The following is a 16841-nucleotide window of genomic DNA, read 5'->3' on the forward strand; positions in this document are numbered from 1 at the left end:
ATAAATTTATTTAACAGGTACAGGTAATTAAAATAAATGGATTATTCACGAAGAGCCATCAGCAACCGACATGAAAATATTATTTCACTGATAAGCAAAAATGGATTTGCAACAGTGGAAGAAATGGCAAAACTCTATAATGTCACACCGCAAACCATACGAAGAGATATTAATTATCTTGATCAAGAAGGCTATGTTTCAAGGTATCATGGCGGTGCGGGCCCCTCTTCAAGCACGGAAAATGTAGCCTATAGGCATAGAAGGGAACTGCTTCCCGAAGAAAAGAAAAAAATTGCAAAAAATGTGGCTGCCCTTATCCCGGATAAATCATCTCTGTTTATCAATATCGGGACCACAACCGAGTATGTTGCCAATGCCCTGTACCATCACCGGAAATTAAAAATTATCACCAATAATCTCAATGTTGCAGCCATCATGAGCAGAAAAGAGGATTTTCAAGTCATTGTTGCCGGCGGTATTGTCAGGAGCAAAGACGGCGGCATCACGGGAGAATCTGCCGTTAAGTGCATCAAACAATTTAAAGTAGATATCGGAATCATAGGAATAAGTGGTATTGATCTTGATGGAACTTTGCTTGATTTTGACTTCAGGGAAGTTCATGTGGCTAGAACCATTATTAAAAATTCAAGAAAGATTTTTCTGGTTGCGGATCATTCCAAGTTTGGCAGGAATGCAATGGTCAAGCTTGGAAATATCAGAGAAATTGACACATTGATTACAGACAAAAAACCACCGAAACAGCTGATGGAAGCTATTTTACAATATGATATCAACCTCATGGTTGATTGACAGGCAAATAGAGTATCGTATTCAAAAAATTTTTGACAGGTATTTGATGGAGGATTTTTTCTCCATCAAATACCTGTTTTGTTTTACTTAATTAAAATTGACTTTATTTATTTAACTCTTCCTTCTTTCCAGGCCTGGAGGAGTTTATCGTAATTAAGCGTTTCACCCTGCGGTTTCTCGTTGGCAAGTTTTGCCTTTGGAGAACCGGGTTTGTTCAGCCAGTATGATTCATCTTTTTTGGGATTCAGCTTGGGTCCCTTATCTCCCTGAACACCGGCACGTTCTATTCTCCCAAGGATCTTATCCTGTTCTTTGGCAAGATTGTTCATTGCTGTAGAAACCGTTACCTCCCCGGCAACAGCTTCCCCAATGTTCTGCCACCAGAGCTGGGCAAGTTTTGGATAATCCGGAACATTTGTTCCTGTGGGTGTCCATGCAACACGAGCCGGGCTTCTGTAGAATTCCACCAGACCGCCAAGCTTTGGCGCACGATCCGTAAAAGATTGATGATTTATATCACTGTCACGGATGGGGGTCAGACCCACATGGGTTTTTTTAAGAGAAACGGTTTTACTGACGCAGAACTGGGCAAAAAGCCATGCTGCTTTTCTTCTATCAACAGGCGTACTCTTTAACAATGTCCAGGACCCGCAATCCTGATAACCCAGTTTCATGCCTTCTTCCCAGTAAGGACCATGGGGAGAGGGAGCCATACGCCATTTTGGTGTACCGTCGTCATTAACAACAGGAGTGCCTTTTTTTACCATATCTGCAGTAAAAGCTGTATACCAGAAGATCTGCTGGGCAACATTCCCCTTTGCAAGACTTGGAAGGGATTGATAAAAATCCATGCCAAGAGCGCCTGGAGGGGCATATTTTCTTAACCATTCCATATATTTACGAAGGGAATATTTTGCAGCAGGACCATTTGCAGCACCACCACGGGATACACTGGAGCCCACGGGGCGATTGTTTTCATCAACACGGATTCCCCATTCATCAACGGGTTTGCCGTTAGGAATACCCTTGTCGCCTGCACCGGCCATGGAAAGCCATGCATCTGTAAAACGCCAGCCAAGATCCGGAGCTTTTTTACCATAATCCATGTGACCGTAAATAGCTTTACCATCAATTTCGGTTACGTCCTCACTGAAAAATTCTGCGATATCTTCATAAGCTGACCAGTTTACTGGAACGCCCAGTTCATATCCATACCGCTCTTTAAACTTCTTTTTAAAATCAGCCCGGTTGAACCAGTCATAGCGGAACCAGTAAAGGTTTGCAAACTGCTGATCCGGAAGCTGGTATAATTTACCATCAGGACCGGTTGTAAAGGATTTTCCCATAAAATCGTCCACATCCAGTGTCGGCAGGGTAACGTCTTTTCCTTCTCCTGCCATCCAGTCGGTAAGATTAACAACATGCCCGTAACGGGAATGGGTACCAATGAGATCGGAATCATTGACATAAGCATCAAAAACATTTTTACCTGACTGCATCTGAATCTGCAGTTTCTCGATGACATCACCTTCCTGAATCAGGTCATGAGTGACCTTAATTCCCGTGATCTCATAAAATGCTTTTGTAAGAACTTTTGATTCATACTCATGCGTCGGTATTGTTTCGGAAACAACTTTGATCGCCATTCCTTTAAAAGGTGCTGCTACTTTTATGAACCATTCCATTTCCGCAAGTTGCTCATTTTGAGACAATGTCGAAGGTTGAAATTCATCATTGATCCATTTTTTTGCAGCTGAAATGTCTGCGCTCGCAGGAACTTGCGAGAACAAGAACAACACAGTCAGAATACATCCCATAACGGATATTCTGAAACCATTTTTTTTAAACTTTTTTCCCATATCATTCCCTCCATTTGCCTTCAGTAAATAAGACCCCTTTTTATAAGGGTTATACTACAGGTATGAAGGCTTTTTAACACCTGAAATACAATATCTTATACTACCGCGTTAAGGCTATCCCCAGCGCATGGCCACGGCCATCCAGACAAGAGAAATAACAAAACCGACCCACAAGGTAATATCCGTCAATCCAATCCATGCCAGGTGGATGTATGCACTGCCTAAAAGGCCGATAAACAGCCGATCTCCCCTGGTTGTTAAAATGGGTAAAAAACCTTTACGTTCAATACAGGGTGAGAAAATTTGCCAGACTGTCATGGAGATCAGGATCAAACCAATCGTTATAAAAAATATTGCTGTGGGAACAGTCCATGCCATCCATTCTAAAGTCATTGTCACTCCTTTTTTCTAAACCCGGCCCATAGCAAATCCCTTTGCCAGATTATTTCTAACGAACCAGATAACAAGGGCACCCGGAACAATCGTCAGGATACCTGCAGCAGCCAATAGCCCCCAGTCCAGCCCCGAGGCACTGACAGTACGTGTCATGGTTGCTGCAATGGGTTTCGCATTTGTTGTGGTCAAAGTCCTTGCCAGTAAAAGCTCTACCCAGGAAAACATGAAGCAGAAAAATGCTGTAACACCAATTCCCGATCGTATCTGGGGAATAAAAATGGTTAAAAAGAACCTGGGAAATTTATATCCGTCAATAAATGCGGTTTCATCTATTTCCCGGGGAACACCTGACATAAATCCTTCGAGAATCCAGACTGCCAGAGGCACATTAAAAAGGCAGTGGGCAAGCGCAACAGCAAGATGAGTATCAATCAGGCCAAATGTTGAATACAGCTGAAAGAATGGAAGGAGAAATACTGCTGCCGGTGCCATCCGGTTGGTCAAAAGCCAAAAGAACATTTGCCTGTCCCCTAAAAAATTATATCTTGAAAAGGCATAGGCGGCCGGCAGGGCTGTCACCAGGGAAATAGCCATGTTCATGGTCACATAGATGATAGAGTTGATATATCCCGAATACCAGGAAGAATCTGTAAATATTTTAATATAATTGGCAAATGTAATATTATTTGGAAAAAGAGAAAAAGAGCTTAAGATATCCGCGTTGGTTTTCAGTGACATATTGAGCATCCAATATATAGGGAGCATCAAAAGAAAAAGATACCCAATGAAAAACAGGTTCTGTTTTTTGATTTTCATGATTTTTCTCCTTTTCCAACATTTTGTAAGACCTGATAAAAAATCCAGCAGAACAGCAGGATGATGAAAAAATATACCAGAGAAAAAGCTGCTGCCGGGCCAAGGTCAAACTGGCCCACGGCAACCTTTACAAGATAAATAGATAAAAAAGTTGTGGTATTACCAGGGCCGCCGCCGGTCAGGACAAAAGGTTCTGCATAAATCAAAAAACTGTCCATAAAACGAAGCAGCGCGGCAATGGTAAGAACGCCCCTCATTTTAGGCAGTTGGATGTACCAGAAAGTAGCCCAGGTAGAGGCGCCGTCAATTTTGGCTGCCTGGAAATAGGCTTCAGGAATGGCACGAAGCCCGGCATAGGCTAAGAGCACAACCAGCGGTGTCCAGTGCCATACTTCCATAAGCATCAAAGTGATCCATGCCTGAATGGGACTTGCCGTATGATCAAATGCAACCCCCATCCCATTGATGGCAGCACCAAACAGGCCAATATCCGGCCGGGTAAATATAATCCAGATGGTTCCGATAACATTCCAGGGAATCAGCAGGGGCAAGGCAACAAGAACCAGACTGATGGAGGCAGCCCAGCCTTTTTTCGGCATCGTTAAAGCAATAAGAACACCAAGGGGGATTTCAATTAAAAGCACAAGCCCGGAAAAAATCAATTGTTTGCCTAATGCAGCATGTAATCTTTTGTCGGACAATACCTCCTCGAACCACTCAATTCCCACAAAAACACGCTGACCCGGACCAAAAATATCCTGTAAGGAATAGTTGACTACTGTCATCAAGGGAATGATGGCGCTGAAAGCAACTAATATAAAAACCGGTAAAACAAGAAACCAGGCTTTGTTATCTTTCCATTTGTCCATATTAGTGATGCTCCAAACTTAAGTTGTTAAAAGTATGTCGTCGCTGAATAATCTGATCCAGTGCTCGGAGAACTTGATCCAGGCTTTCTCAAAGGGAGCAGGTTTTCCTTCAGGCAGCCTGGCCCTTAAAATATTATTATTACCCAGAACCGCAGTAACAATTTTGTAATTACCTTGATCCTCAATTGATTTGACGGTTGTCGGTACACTTCCTTCAACTTTTTTATTATGTATTTCCAGATAAAGCGGCCGTATGCCAAGCTCAATTTTTCCTTTGGCTTTGGCACCGAGATCAGCCGTTTTATCATCTATCCTGATTGCCATATCGCCCACCATGGCCTGGTTGCCCTCTATGGTGCAGGGCAGAAAATTCATTCCGGGACTGCCGATAAAGTATCCGACAAATTTATGACTGGGGTTTTCAAAAAGTGAACAATCCCACCCTCATACATGACAATAACCTGCTCCGCGAAAGTAAGCGCTTCCGTCTGGTCATGGGTCACATACAATAAAGTAAGCTTTAATTGTTCGTGGACTTGTTTAAGTTTGCTCCGCAGGTTCCATTTCAGATGGGGGTCAATAACGGTAAGGGGCTCATCAAATAAAATAGCGGCAACGTCACTTCTGACAAGTCCCCGTCCCAGGGAAATCTTTTGTTTGGCATCTGCACTGAGTTGGGCTGCCTTTTTATTGAGGCTGTCTGTCAGGTCAAGAATATCTGCTACTTCCAGAACACGTTTTTCTATATCTGTTTTATTAAATCCACGATTTTTTAAAGGAAAAGCAAGGTTGCCATAGACGGTCATAGTATCATAAAGAACAGGAAATTGAAAAACCTGTGCAATGTTTCGTTTTTCAGGTGGAAGACCTGTAACATCTTTTCCGTCAAACAATACCCTGCCTTTGCTGGGAGTGAGCAGGCCTGAAATGGTATTCAGCAAAGTGGTTTTCCCGCACCCGGAAGGACCTAACAGTGCATATGCTCCCCCATCATTCCAGGTGTTATCAATCAATCTCAAGGCATAGTCTGCTTCACTTTTTGGTTTAGCAATATAACTGTGAGCTACATTATCCAAGGTTATTTTTGCCATTCATATCTCCTATTCCACTGCTTGTTCAACCAAAGTTTTTTCCGGCGATAAAATAAGTTCTCCGGTTTTTGAAAATACAAATAAGCTTGCCGGATTAAAATAAAACAGAATCTTTGAGCCGATTTTTTTAGAATATATGCCCACTTCTTGAACAACAAGCTTTGTGCTGGCATAATTTACATGAAAGAATGTTTCAGAACCGTTTATTTCCGCCAGATCAAGAATTGCCTCCATGGCAATATCTGTTTCATTTTGAGGATTCAAATACAGGTGATTGGAACGGACACCGACAATATATTCGCCGGATGCCAGGGATTTCAAATGTCTTGTCAAGGGAATGCTGACATCCTGTCCCATGTGAAATACTGATCCTTCAACATGACTGCTTATCAAGTTGATGGGAGGATCACTGAAAACTTCAGCCACCTTGATTGAAGCAGGTTTATGAAAAACTTCAGAGGTAATACCGGTTTGAAGAACACGTCCTTCGTCAAGAACGACAATGTTTCCCCCAAGTTTTAATGCCTCTGCCGGCTCTGTTGTTGTGTACACAACGACAGCATCCCTTTGTTTAAAAATATCCTGAAGCTCAATCTGGAGTTCTTCGCGAAGTTTATAGTCAAGATTGACCAATGGTTCATCAAGCAAAAGAAGATTTGCATCTTTGACCAGCGCCCGTGCAATAGCGCATCGCTGCTGCTGACCACCGGACAACTCAATGGGCATTCTATCCAGCATGTCCTCAAGATGAAGCATGGCAGCGACCTCTCTGACCCGACCGTCAATCTTGCTTTTTTCCATTCCAGCGACTTTTAATGGAGAGGCAATGTTGTTATAAACAGTAAAAGAAGGGTAATTGATAAATTGCTGATAAACCATGGAAATATTGCGTTTACGAACAGATACCCCGGTAACATCTTTGCCGTCGACCAATATTTTACCTTTGGAGGGACGATCCAACCCAGCCATAATTCTTAAGAGGGACGTTTTACCGGACAATGTTCTGCCAAGAAATATATTGGTAGAGCCGGAATCAAAACTTAAAGACAGGTCTTTTAAATAAATTTCATTATCAACACTTAAACTGATATTCTCAATTGAAATACTCATTTTGAACTCCAAGCTAACGTGAATTCGAGTCGTTGAATGTTCTAAATTGAAATAACATGTATTGATTCGTTCGGCAAGTGAAAAAAACGAAAATTTTAAAAATTAAAAATTCCGTTTGCGAACCTTTGTATCATTTCAGTAAAAATTTTAAAGCGATATTAAATTCTGCTTTCCAGGATATCTTTTAAATCCTCTTTTATTAACCTTACAGGATTATTTTTCTGACCTGTGCCGGATATGATTTTATTGATATCATCCCTGGTAATCCCGAATTGACCCAGCCGGGGAATTTTCAAAATTTCGGTCCATTCCATCAAAAGTTCTGAAAGTGCTCCGGCAGTTTCTATCGGGTTATTTTTTTTTATTTTCCCAAGTAATTTCCCCACATTGGCGTATTTCAAAAGTGACACACCTTCAGGGTCCAAACGGATCAATGTTTCAATATTTTTCCGGGTGACCTGTGCAAGCAATGTTCCGCAAATGATACCATGGGGGATTGGAAAATATCCGCCAATAACTGCGGCAAATCCATGGACGACTCCCAGCCCTGCGTTGGCCAGGGTTAAACCGGAAATATAGGAACCATAACACATCCGGGTGCGTGCATCCATATCTGCGGGGTCCGTGATCGCAGATGTCAGGATTGAATCCCCCATAATGCGCAGGCCTCCCAGTGCCAGTGAATCCGTCATTGGGGAGGCATTGGTGGAAACATAGGATTCTATCAACTGAGTTAAAGCATCCATACCGCAGGCAGCCGTTATTTCATTGGGACAGGACAGTGTCAACTCCGGATCAACCACAGCAATATCAGGAACTAATTTTTCATGGCGAAGAGATTTTTTAAATCCTTTTTCACTGACCTGGCCGAGCACGGCATTTTGAGTTGCCTCACTTCCTGTTCCAGCTGTGGTGGGTACTGCAATGAATGGAATTTTCTTTCCATTATATGTTTGGGTTCCCACACCTTCCAGGTACGCTGAAACCGTTGCCTTTTGGGTCAGCATGGCTGAAACTGCTTTTCCGGTATCCAACACACTGCCGCCGCCAATGGAAATAACCACGTGAATATTTTTTTCCTGATACAGCCGAACTATTTCATCAACTCGGCCTGGTGATGGTTCTGATTCTATGAATGAACAATACAGCCTGGTCGACCTATTTTTCAGGGCATTTAAAAGCCATTGATATTGACTGGTTTTTTTAAAAGATTCACCACCCGCTATCAATAGCAGATTCTTTCCAAAACTATTCATCAGTTTGGGAAGCAATTTAAATTTACCTGCACCGAAATACAGCTGATTATTTGCAGCAAACTTAAAATCAAAAAAATCCATGGCCATCTCCTTGAAATAACTTCATTGGAAAACAGCCTGAATCATTAAAGCATTTCCAGGACACATGCCATGGATACCCCGCCGCCGCCGCAAAGGGTGGCAAGGCCAAGGGATTTATCTCGATTTTTCATGGCATACATCAAGGATACCACAATTCTTGCACCGGTGGAGCCCACAGGATGGCCAAGGCCGATACCGGAACCGTTGACATTGGTGATTTCCCTGTTGAGTCCCAGTTCTTTTTCACAGCCCAGGTATTGCCCGGCAAATGCCTCATTCAATTCAATAAGTTCAAAATCATCCAGTTTAAATTTGGATGATTTTAAAAGATTTTTCACGGCAGGAACAGGAGAAAGTCCCATAACGGATGGGTGGCAGGCTCCTATTGATGTTGCTTTTATCCTGGCCATGGGTGTAAGACCCAAGTCTTTGGCTTTTGAGGCAGACATGATGATCATTCCGGTTGATCCGTCATTAATACCCGAAGAGTTCCCGGCAGTCACTTTACCGATTTTCGGAACAAAGGCTGCCGGCAGGGCGGAAAGCTGTTCCATGGTTATTCCCGGTCTGAAATGTTCGTCTTTATCAAAAATGACGGGATCTTTTTTTCTTTGAGGGACGGAAACCTGTACGATCTCATCCTTAAATGATCCGTCATTTGTGGCACGCTCTGCCTCATTATGACTTCTTAAGGCGACCTCATCCATCTCTTCTCTGGAAATATCAAGATGCTGGGCTATAAACTCAGCAGTATGCCCCATGATATAAGGTTTGCCCACAAAGTAACTCAAGGGTGGTTGAGTCTCATCCACAGGCCCGTCTTCGGGATGGGGGATAATATAGGAACCGCAGTGCAGGGCATGGATCATATTATCCACAAATTTTTGATCCTGGAGCCTGCATCCCCACCGGGCACCGGGAACAGAGTATGATATTGATGACATATGCTCTGTTCCGCCTGCAAGGATTATATCTGTCATGCCTGCCTGGATCATGACCATCCCGGAAATCATAGCTTCCATCCCGGAAATACAGACCCTGTTGATGGAAACCGCCGGAATTGTATCCGGAATACCCGCAAGCAATGCAGCAACTCTTGCCACATTAAGTGTATCACACGATTCCATACAGCACCCATATCGAATATCATCTATCATCTCAGACGTTATATTTGCCCGTTTAATAGCCTCTTTCATGGTGACTGCTGCAAGACTGGCACCATTCATAGGGAGTAAGGTTCCGCCAAAGGCGCCGATGGCTGTTCGACAGCCGGATACTATGACAACATCTTCCATTTTTATTCTCTCCTGTTCTTTAGTTTTAATCCTTAACTCTTTTTAAAATAAATTTTCTTCCATACTGGCTGCCGGATTATTTTCATATGTGACGGCAGTTAATTTTCCCTTGGTCACAGGGATGACAGTGGTGATAAAAAATTGTGCAGCCTTGATTTTACCCTGATAAAATGCACTTTCCTTTGTATCAAGTTTTTCATTGGCAATGACGGCCCTCCACAACAGCATCCATGCCATGATAATGTCGCCTGCTGCATCCAGCAATGGATGGGCACAGGCAAAAGCCGATGCAATGTGCCTTGAAAACAGTGCGCTGCTGGTATTTTTACATGTGGTTTCAAATAATGTCAGTGCAGCTTCCAGTTTTATTGCCAGATCCTTTAAATTGTCATGGGCCCGGGCTGTCTGTATGGTGACCTGAATCTCATTGATAAGTGCATCCAGCATCAATCCTTTATTTCCTGCAATCTTACGCCCCAGAAAATCCATGGCCTGAATACCGTTAGCACCTTCATAAATGGAGGCGACTTTACAATCCCTGACCATTTGTTCCACAGGATACTCTCTGGTATACCCATACCCGCCAAAAACCTGCATGGCTTCGACGCAGACATCAAACCCTTTTTCACTGGAATAGGCTTTAACCAGAGGTGTTAAAATTTCCACAAGGTTTGAATAGTGCTTAGCCTCCTTCTCATCTGCTGCCGTCTCGTTTTTATCAAAACAAAAGGCCGTGTAATAAATCAGGCTTCTCATGCCTTCTACATAGGATTTCATCTTTAGCAGCATACGTTTCACATCAGGATGCCGGATAATCGGGACCTGATTTGCACCATGATCGGCAAGTTTTTCAATACTGCGCCCCTGAAGCCTTTGTTTCGCATAATCAAGGGCATGCAGATAGGCCAGATTCGCACTTGTAAAGGCCTGGGTCCCCACTTCCAGACGGACCTCATTCATCATGTGAAACATGATTTCCATCCCCCGATTGGGTTTGCCCAGCAAAAATCCCCGGCACTTGCCTTTACTGCCAAGTGAGAGAGAACAGGTAGGACTGCCGTGGAGTCCCATTTTTTCCTCAACGCCCGTACAAACCACATCATTGGGTTTGCCTAAGGTCCCATCAGCATTGACCCATATTTTGGGAACAATAAACAGAGAAATCCCTTTGGTTCCGGCAGGTGCACCTTCAATTCTGGCAAGAACCGGATGGATAATATTGTCTGTAAGATTTTGTTCTCCGTTTGTAATAAAAATTTTGCTGCCTGTAATTTCCCAGGTGCCGTCATCCAGTTTTCTGGCAGAAGTGGTCAATGCCCCGACATCTGATCCTGCCTCAGACTCGGTTAACAGCATGGAACCGCCCCAGACACCGGTATAAAGTTTTTCCAAGAACAGATCTTTTTGCTCTCCGGTTCCAAAAAGATCGATCATTTTTCCTGCCCCGTGGCCAAGGACAGGATAGGTTGTTAAAATATAGTTTGCACTGGTAAGGTATTCCATGGCTGCCTGGGCAATGGTAAAGGGTAATCCCTGTCCGCCATATTCAGGATCTTCGGTCAAGGCACCCCATTCACCTTCCACCAGAAGCTTGTGTGGCTTTCTTAAACATTCCGGCACTTTGACAATACCATTTTCAAACGATACGCCGACTTTGTCACATTCCGTATAGGTGGGAAAAATTTCTTTAACAGCCAGGTTTTTTGCTTCTTTTACCACCATATCAAACATTTTCTTATTAAATAGTTTATATTTGTCTGATGTTAAAAAAGTATCCACCTTGAGCTGCTCATAAAGAACGAAATCAATGTCTCGTTGATCGGTAAGTTTGGGGGCCATATTCCACCTTTTTTAAATGTTGACTATTTGGCTAAAATTTACTTATCCCAAATAAACATGTCAAGGGAAAAATAATTAAGGATCAATCATGTAAACGATGTTTATAAAAATAGGACAAACAGCTCTTTTTAAAAGCAAAGCGTGATAAAGTACTGCCAGTTAACTTGTGGAATATTCTCTAATTTTTCTTGAAGTCTTCATTTCCCATTGCCAGAAGACCTGAAATAGTGATTTGATCCAGGCGGTCAAACATTGCACGGCTGGCCTCAAGCCATACCCATCTGGACAGGCAGTCTCCGGCCCTGTTACAGACACCGCAGACCTGTTTTTCCTGTTCTGCACAATCGGTAATGGCTGTTGATTCTTCAAGAATTCTTACAATGGATCCAATGGTTATGTCTTCAGGAGATTTTGCAAGCATATGCCCGCCAAAAGGGCCTCTGTGGCTATTGATAATACCGGCTTTCTTTAGTTTACCTGTCAGCTGCTCCAGGTATTTTAATGAAATATTCTGTCGTGTGGAAACATCACTCAAAGGAACCGGCTTTTCCTTACCATTAACAGCAATATCAAGAATAAACCTTGTGCCGTATCTGCTTTTTGTTGTCAGCCGCATCGTCTTTCCTTAATTAATTTTATATAAAAATATAGAATGAAACTCTAACTGTTTGCCCCGGGGAATACAACGGGAATTTCAACATTTTTTGCATTATCCGGTTTTTGAAGAGGAAGATAGATATAAAATTGACTTCCTTTGCCCGGTTTCGATTCAACATCAACTATTCCGCCATGATATTTAATCACCCTGTGAGCAATAAAAAGACCTAAGCCTGTTCCCTGGGATCCTTTGGATGTAAAAAAAAGTGTAAACATCTTATTTTTTGTTTCAGTGTCCATACCGATACCATTATCTTTAATGGCGAAACAAATTTGATTTTTAGAATTTTTACTGACCTTAAATTTTATGTGATGGTCTTTTTTATCCCTGTCAGACACACATGCATCCACAGCATTTTCAAGAAAATTAACAAGAGATGCCTCCATCCATTTTGGATCAACATCCATTTTCCCAAGGATTTTGGGAATGGAAATCTCTAACTTGACGGCGTGCTTTCTGGCCATTGGTTTTACAGTATTAACAACATTTTCAGCAAGGGTATCAATATTCATCTCTTCGTATTGAAGTTCCCTTGATTTGGCATAGTATAAAATCTCCAGCACCATTTTTTTAATTTTATCTGCCATGGTCTTAATCAGAGTTGATGCTTTAAAAACTCTGTCATCATCTTTTTTACTGAGACCTGTTTCAAGTTGGTAAATACCCCCATCCAGTGCTGTAAGCATGCCTTTAACCCCGTGGGACACAGAGCCCAGCATCAATCCAAGGGAAACGAGATGATCCTGCAACTGCCGGATCTGGGTAATATTGGTAGACATTTCCATCACCTGGGTGATTTCACCCTTTTCATTTCTGATGGGAGCTGTCTGGGTCAAAACATTGTATTGTTTACCAAATTTTGAGGTAACAATCTCTTCGGTACTATGGGATTTACCATCCAGGAATGTCTCTACAACGGGACACTCATGACATTGGGATGCTCTGTACTTATATATTTCAAAACAATGCCCGCCGATCTGGCTGCCGAAATGCTGCTTAAATCTTTTATTGGCTGCCGTTATTCTAAGATTTCTATCCTGCACCGAAATATAACAGGGAACTTCTTCGAACAACTGGTTGAGTAAATTTTGTGTGTTATAAAGATCGGCAAGCTTTTGGGAATATCGATTGATTTTTTTATTCTGGGAAATATTTTTGCAGGCTGCAATCAGGGCAAAATCCAGGGCTTTGCTGTTAACCGGCATCTCAAGATAATGGATGACACTGGATTCAAAAATATCCATTGCCATATCAAGCTTGCCCTTTTGTGCAAGGATAATTATCTGAATAAACGGGCAATTCTTTTTAACCGATTCAAGGCAGAAAACCATTTCATCATCAATGAATGGATCGCCAAGAATAATATCCCAAATATCATTTTCAAGCTTATGCATTGCCTCTTCAAAGCTAACTGCACAAGTAACGTCATACTGCTGGCGCTCAATATACGTTTTTAAAGCTCCGGCATGATCTTTATCACTGTCAATAAGTAATATCTGTTTTCCCATAATCAAATAAAAAATCTTAAATTAATTAAGTGTTTCTTTTACAATTTTCAACAGTTCATCACGGTCAAAAGGCTTTGAAAGAGAAGCCACCGCCTTGACAACCGCATATTGGTGACCTGAAAGACCACTGATAACGATAACCGGAATATTCTTAAGTTGCGGGTCCTGTGAAAGCTGACGGTAAAACCGCGGCCCCCATTCTCCCGGCATTTCAATATCCAGCGTAATAAGATCTGGTTTGATCTTATTTGCCTCCTTTATCCCTTCTTTTACATCCCCGGCAATATAGGCGTCATAACCATTATCATTAAACAGGGAAACAAGATAATCTCTAATATTCAAATCATCATCTATCACCAGAATTTTCTTTTTCATAACATCCCCTTACTTGCGATTCTTATTTGTTTATACTTATTACCGGACATCCCGCCCTGACGATAACCTGTTCTACATTTCCCCCCAGTATAGTCTCTCCTGACGGAACTCTTCTTGAATGATGGGCCATAATAAGCAGGTCTGCATGCTTATCCCTGGCATATTTAACAATTTCGATAAAGGGAATACCTTCCCAGACATCCATGGAATAAGCTTTCAGTTCTTTTAACCGGGACTCATACCTTGCCCGGATCTTTCTTAGAGATTCTCTTATCTGCTGCTCAATTTCATCCTGGCTTAACAGTTTCCCGGTATGCAAAGAGGTAATATCAAGGGCATGAAAGACACTGAGTTCACAATCAAGCGCTTTGGCAACCTTTATTGCAAAATCAAATGCCTTGTCAGACGTTTTTGAAAAATCCGTACCAAAAACAATACTTGACAGCCCCCCCCAGAATGAAGCGGCAGACCTGGTCACAACAAGAACAGGACATTTAGCTGCCTTGGCTACTTTTTGAAGGGTTGATCCTGCAGAACTCTTTTTATAAACTGTTTCATCTTCATCCCCGGTGCTTCCACCGAGCAGTATCAAATCCGGTTTCACTATTTTAGCCTGCCTCAATATCTCCCGGGCCGGCAGTCCCACTGTCACATCAATAATGTAATCAAGCTTCTCGTCCAGGTGGTTTTCATAATACGTTCTAATATCCTCGGTTACCCAGGCGATATAGTCTTCATCAACATCAACTCTTTCCCTGGATTTCACATCCACGATAACCTGGCTGTAACCCCTTGATGGCACTCCCATAACATGAAAAATATTCAAGTGAGACTGGTAACTTCTGGCAATGTTAAAGGCAACCCTTGCCGCATGATCGCTTGCTTCGGTTGCAGATGTTGCAAATAAAATTTTCTTAAACATATCAAACCCCATTTCATTAAATGATCAAAAGGCTCTATTCCTCAGGTCTTAAATGCTCTGGAATATCCAGCATTTTTATTACAATTGGTTTGAAAAACGACCATCGAATGCCGATCTCATATTCTTCTTCAAGATCCCGAATAGCATCCCAGCAATTATGGCAGGGTGCAAGGACAAGCTTTGCCCCGGTGGCAAGAATCTGGTCTCTCTTTGTGATCAAAGCAATGTTTCGCTGCTTCCTGAACTTACCGATACCATTAAACCCGCCGCCTCCGCCACAGCAATAATTGTGCTCTTTATTGGGAGACATCTCGATAAAATATCCAGGTTCAACAATATGTTTGATGATGTCCCGTGTTGCTTTCTTAAGGCCCTGATTTCTGATGTAATTGCATGAATCCTGGAGCGTCACAGGCTCTTTTATCCTTTTGGAAGGATCGATTTTAAGTTTCCCCGTATTAAGCGCTTCGGCAAGCCATTCCACATAATGAATGGATTCGGACGGCGGTTGGCCATTCTTTCGTCCTGCCCAATAAGGTCCTTCGATGACGGTGGCCCTGTGGGCATGTCCGCATTCCGTTCCTATCATCCGTTTGGGCTTTAATCTTTCCATGGCCTCATACACGCTTTCAACCTGCATTTTGCAGGCGGCCCAGTCTCCGGCAAACATGGCAAGACTGGTCTCTTCCCATCCCTTGGAAGGAACCGTCCAGTTCTCACCGGCGATATGAAAGAGAATGGCAGCTTCGGCAAGATCTTCGGGATAGTGCTTTACTTCCCTTGCGTTCACCGTGTACATGATGTCGGCACCTTCCTTGTCTACAGGGACCATGAGCCCGGGATAGTCATCTTCATACTCTTCAACCATCCACTCAAAGGTATCGACAAAATCTTCATCGGTGACATCCATTTGCGCCCTGTAAACCCTGTGCATTCCCGCACCGATTTTCAACTCCCACGGCACAAACCCCTGCTGGTACAAAAGACCCCTCAGATAACCAAACATGATGCCGGTATCAATCCCATGGGGACAATACATGCCGCATCTGTTACAACAGGTGCATTTTGCCCATGCTGTCTCCATGGTATCCCGCATAAACTGATTATCAACTTTTCCCTTTTGTTTGATAATCTCACCAAGGGTAGACTGGATCTTATAGGCCGGGACCTGTCTGGGGTCACGGCCATTAACCTGGTAAAGAAAGCAGGATTCTGCACACATTCCGCAATGGGCACAAATTTCAAACCAGGTTTTCATACGGGATTTAAAGGTGTTCTGTATGGTTTTCCATAAAAGATCGCTGTCAATATCCAGCTCTTTCATTTCCTGGTAATAGGTATTCCCACTGGTATCTGACAGCAGTTCGTTAATACCTTCTGCGGTATCAACAGGTTTTTTATTGCAAAATTTTCCTTCCGGCATGGATTGTTCTCCTTATAGCTCAGGCATTTGTGTATCTGTTACCAGGCCATTTTTGTTCCTTTCATTCCTCCCCTTTTAATTCCAAAATCCATTCCAAGCTGAGCACGGGATGCAAAAAACAAGAAAACATGAGACAGCCTGGTAAAGGGTATGGCAATCAAGAGGAGCTCTCCACAAAAAATATGCATATTCAGCCAAAACGAATAATCCCCGACCTGGTATCGTGCAAAAAGACCTGTGACAAAGGGGGCAATGGATATGCCTAAGATAAAATAGTCATACAGCGTGGTCATTATCCTGACCTCGGGCAGAACCAATCGCCTTAATACAAGGAAAAAGGCACTGATAACTACCGTCCAGGTCAATATGTCCGCAAAAGCAGCGTTTAAAGTAAAAAATGAAATTCCCAGTTTTTCCTTTAAAAACAAATTATGTCCCAACAGAAAAACAGGAATCAGAACAGCACCGATATGGAATCCGAAAAAGGCCACAGTAATGAACGGCTGGGTACGCCAGCCATATGTTCCAAAAGG

Annotated in this window: 17 protein-coding genes; 1 reads left to right on the forward strand and 16 read right to left on the reverse strand. The window is 42.6% G+C overall.

What is annotated here, in order from left to right:
- Positions 1-36 precede the first annotated feature (36 nt).
- A complete protein-coding gene (locus tag K8S13_RS10420; protein WP_291462380.1) occupies positions 37-810 on the forward strand; it encodes a DeoR family transcriptional regulator in 774 nt (257 codons plus the stop codon).
- A 107-nt stretch (positions 811-917) separates the two neighbouring features.
- Here the strand turns inward: K8S13_RS10420 and K8S13_RS10425 are convergent, their stop codons facing one another.
- From K8S13_RS10425 to K8S13_RS10500, 16 genes are all read right to left on the reverse strand, one after another.
- Positions 918-2669 (reverse strand): ABC transporter substrate-binding protein, encoded by a 1752-nt coding sequence (locus K8S13_RS10425; RefSeq protein ID WP_291462381.1) that lies wholly within the window; start codon positions 2667-2669, stop codon positions 918-920.
- A 114-nt stretch (positions 2670-2783) separates the two neighbouring features.
- On the reverse strand, positions 2784-3062 hold the full coding sequence (locus K8S13_RS10430; protein ID WP_291462382.1) for a DUF2160 domain-containing protein: 279 nt from the start codon (positions 3060-3062) through the stop codon (positions 2784-2786).
- 15 nt (positions 3063-3077) lie between these two features.
- Positions 3078-3881 carry a carbohydrate ABC transporter permease gene (locus tag K8S13_RS10435; RefSeq protein ID WP_291462383.1) on the reverse strand — a complete coding sequence of 268 codons (804 nt, stop codon included), beginning with the start codon at positions 3879-3881 and terminating at the stop codon, positions 3078-3080.
- Positions 3878-4750 carry a carbohydrate ABC transporter permease gene (locus K8S13_RS10440; protein WP_291462384.1) on the reverse strand — a complete coding sequence of 291 codons (873 nt, stop codon included), beginning with the start codon at positions 4748-4750 and terminating at the stop codon, positions 3878-3880. The genes K8S13_RS10435 and K8S13_RS10440 overlap by 4 nt, the downstream gene beginning before the upstream one ends.
- Positions 4751-4768: 18 nt before the next feature.
- Complete coding sequence (locus tag K8S13_RS10445) at positions 4769-5125, reverse strand: hypothetical protein (protein ID WP_291462385.1); 357 nt, start codon at positions 5123-5125, stop codon at positions 4769-4771.
- Entirely contained in the window at positions 5122-5841 is a 720-nt protein-coding gene (locus K8S13_RS10450; RefSeq protein ID WP_291462386.1) for an ABC transporter ATP-binding protein, read from the reverse strand. The genes K8S13_RS10445 and K8S13_RS10450 overlap by 4 nt, the downstream gene beginning before the upstream one ends.
- Positions 5842-5850: 9 nt before the next feature.
- Positions 5851-6951: an ABC transporter ATP-binding protein gene (locus K8S13_RS10455; protein ID WP_291462387.1), complete on the reverse strand. Its 1101-nt coding sequence runs from the start codon at positions 6949-6951 to the stop codon at positions 5851-5853.
- A 158-nt stretch (positions 6952-7109) separates the two neighbouring features.
- A complete protein-coding gene (locus K8S13_RS10460) occupies positions 7110-8288 on the reverse strand; it encodes an iron-containing alcohol dehydrogenase (protein ID WP_291462388.1) in 1179 nt (392 codons plus the stop codon).
- Between the two features lie 44 nt (positions 8289-8332).
- A complete protein-coding gene (locus K8S13_RS10465; RefSeq protein ID WP_291462389.1) occupies positions 8333-9583 on the reverse strand; it encodes an acetyl-CoA C-acyltransferase in 1251 nt (416 codons plus the stop codon).
- A 42-nt stretch (positions 9584-9625) separates the two neighbouring features.
- Positions 9626-11422 (reverse strand): acyl-CoA dehydrogenase, encoded by a 1797-nt coding sequence (locus K8S13_RS10470; protein WP_291462390.1) that lies wholly within the window; start codon positions 11420-11422, stop codon positions 9626-9628.
- A 178-nt stretch (positions 11423-11600) separates the two neighbouring features.
- Positions 11601-12038 (reverse strand): Rrf2 family transcriptional regulator, encoded by a 438-nt coding sequence (locus K8S13_RS10475; protein ID WP_291462391.1) that lies wholly within the window; start codon positions 12036-12038, stop codon positions 11601-11603.
- 44 nt (positions 12039-12082) lie between these two features.
- Positions 12083-13588 (reverse strand): ATP-binding protein, encoded by a 1506-nt coding sequence (locus tag K8S13_RS10480; protein ID WP_291462392.1) that lies wholly within the window; start codon positions 13586-13588, stop codon positions 12083-12085.
- 21 nt (positions 13589-13609) lie between these two features.
- Complete coding sequence (divK, locus tag K8S13_RS10485; RefSeq protein WP_291462393.1) at positions 13610-13963, reverse strand: DVU0259 family response regulator domain-containing protein; 354 nt, start codon at positions 13961-13963, stop codon at positions 13610-13612.
- Between the two features lie 22 nt (positions 13964-13985).
- Positions 13986-14885 (reverse strand): universal stress protein, encoded by a 900-nt coding sequence (locus K8S13_RS10490; protein WP_291462394.1) that lies wholly within the window; start codon positions 14883-14885, stop codon positions 13986-13988.
- 34 nt (positions 14886-14919) lie between these two features.
- A complete protein-coding gene (gene hmcF / locus K8S13_RS10495) occupies positions 14920-16308 on the reverse strand; it encodes a sulfate respiration complex iron-sulfur protein HmcF (protein ID WP_291462395.1) in 1389 nt (462 codons plus the stop codon).
- 38 nt (positions 16309-16346) lie between these two features.
- Positions 16347-16841: hypothetical protein (locus K8S13_RS10500; protein ID WP_291462396.1), on the reverse strand; the 495-nt coding region annotated here is incomplete at its 5' end.

This window comes from Desulfobacula sp. (assembly GCF_021107415.1).

Coding starts and splice junctions, on each gene's coding strand:
- K8S13_RS10475 (WP_291462391.1), bottom strand. CDS start 12,038: ATGCGGCTGACAACAAAAAGCAGATACGGCACAAGGTTTATTCTTGAT.
- divK (WP_291462393.1), bottom strand. CDS start 13,963: ATGAAAAAGAAAATTCTGGTGATAGATGATGATTTGAATATTAGAGAT.
- K8S13_RS10460 (WP_291462388.1), bottom strand. CDS start 8,288: ATGGATTTTTTTGATTTTAAGTTTGCTGCAAATAATCAGCTGTATTTC.
- K8S13_RS10480 (WP_291462392.1), bottom strand. CDS start 13,588: ATGGGAAAACAGATATTACTTATTGACAGTGATAAAGATCATGCCGGA.
- K8S13_RS10450 (WP_291462386.1), bottom strand. CDS start 5,841: ATGGCAAAAATAACCTTGGATAATGTAGCTCACAGTTATATTGCTAAA.
- K8S13_RS10465 (WP_291462389.1), bottom strand. CDS start 9,583: ATGGAAGATGTTGTCATAGTATCCGGCTGTCGAACAGCCATCGGCGCC.
- K8S13_RS10420 (WP_291462380.1), top strand. CDS start 37: ATGGATTATTCACGAAGAGCCATCAGCAACCGACATGAAAATATTATT.
- K8S13_RS10470 (WP_291462390.1), bottom strand. CDS start 11,422: ATGGCCCCCAAACTTACCGATCAACGAGACATTGATTTCGTTCTTTAT.
- K8S13_RS10430 (WP_291462382.1), bottom strand. CDS start 3,062: ATGACTTTAGAATGGATGGCATGGACTGTTCCCACAGCAATATTTTTT.
- K8S13_RS10425 (WP_291462381.1), bottom strand. CDS start 2,669: ATGGGAAAAAAGTTTAAAAAAAATGGTTTCAGAATATCCGTTATGGGA.
- hmcF (WP_291462395.1), bottom strand. CDS start 16,308: ATGCCGGAAGGAAAATTTTGCAATAAAAAACCTGTTGATACCGCAGAA.
- K8S13_RS10490 (WP_291462394.1), bottom strand. CDS start 14,885: ATGTTTAAGAAAATTTTATTTGCAACATCTGCAACCGAAGCAAGCGAT.
- K8S13_RS10455 (WP_291462387.1), bottom strand. CDS start 6,951: ATGAGTATTTCAATTGAGAATATCAGTTTAAGTGTTGATAATGAAATT.
- K8S13_RS10435 (WP_291462383.1), bottom strand. CDS start 3,881: ATGAAAATCAAAAAACAGAACCTGTTTTTCATTGGGTATCTTTTTCTT.
- K8S13_RS10445 (WP_291462385.1), bottom strand. CDS start 5,125: ATGAATTTTCTGCCCTGCACCATAGAGGGCAACCAGGCCATGGTGGGC.
- K8S13_RS10440 (WP_291462384.1), bottom strand. CDS start 4,750: ATGGACAAATGGAAAGATAACAAAGCCTGGTTTCTTGTTTTACCGGTT.